Source organism: Vibrio sp. 1401, from assembly GCF_033340295.1.
Genome location: NZ_JAWOWF010000166.1, coordinates 1 through 962 on the forward strand (window position 1 = coordinate 1; position 962 = coordinate 962).

Genomic DNA, 962 nt, shown 5'->3' on the forward strand with positions numbered 1-962 from the left:
TCAATGGATTAAGCTCAAACGAGATTGTTGAATCGCTTCTTAATCGAGGTGTTATTGATAACGGATAAAGTGACTTGAGAAATGAAAAGTGCGGCGGTTAGATTTGACCGCTGCGCTTATTAGCGTTTGGTGTTCTTCAATATCTGGAAAGGGAGTTAGGTATAATTTTTATCTTGGTTTCTTTAGACGTGAATGTCGAGAAGGCTGCCAATTACCTCGTTATTTTTTTCCACAACGGACGCACCAATACGGTTGTAACTTGCGGCTTGAGTAACTTCGATAAGAGGTTCGATAACAGTGGCATGTGCGGCTAGGGAAGGGGTCGCGGCGAAAGCCACATTTTTAGCGAGTTCGACTTTATTGAATGATAAGTCTTCACCGCCTTTTACGAAGGTTTGTTGAATCTCATGTGCAGCTTTATCCGCCATCTTGTGCGATAACTGCATGATTTGTTGACCGGAGTGAATCCCTGAAACTGGCATGATTATAATTCCACTTATTATGCTGCTGTTAGCATAGGAAGTGTTTATAAAACGTGCAAGTGATTTATATCAATAACTTAATCAAACAAACAGTTTAGATAACATTTCACGCTCTTCAGTGGAGAGCAATGGCTTTTCCTTTTTGTTCAGCGTCATGCTGATTTCGCCTTGCAATGTTTTTAACTGACTTGCCGTCAGGTCTCCAAGCTTCTTCTTTAGCTCTTTAAATTGTTGCGCTTTCATCTCTGTATCCTCGCTGTACTCAGGTTTATCCTTCATGTCCTGTCTAACGGCCTCCGTGGCCACACAACATACTTATTCAATAGAATTAGATTAGAATTTGATCGATGGTTTTTTGTCCGAGTATTGTCAAGGTGCGTTAAGTGATACGTAAGACTTTTCCTATGAAAGGTAATTTTACCTACTTCGGGTTATCTAAAATTAAAAAAGGGAAGCAAAAGTGCTTCCCTAATTGCATAA

2 protein-coding genes are annotated in these 962 nt (G+C 40.0%); both read right to left on the bottom strand.

What is annotated here, in order from left to right:
* Positions 1-182: 182 nt before the first annotated feature.
* On the bottom strand, positions 183-482 hold the full coding sequence (locus R7Z77_RS24305; protein WP_017448123.1) for a hypothetical protein: 300 nt from the start codon (positions 480-482) through the stop codon (positions 183-185).
* 81 nt (positions 483-563) lie between these two features.
* Positions 564-761, bottom strand: a complete 198-nt coding sequence (locus R7Z77_RS24310; protein WP_017448124.1) for a hypothetical protein — start codon at positions 759-761, stop codon at positions 564-566.
* Positions 762-962: the final 201 nt, after the last annotated feature.

Coding starts and splice junctions, on each gene's coding strand:
- R7Z77_RS24305 (WP_017448123.1), bottom strand. CDS start 482: ATGCCAGTTTCAGGGATTCACTCCGGTCAACAAATCATGCAGTTATCG.
- R7Z77_RS24310 (WP_017448124.1), bottom strand. CDS start 761: ATGAAGGATAAACCTGAGTACAGCGAGGATACAGAGATGAAAGCGCAA.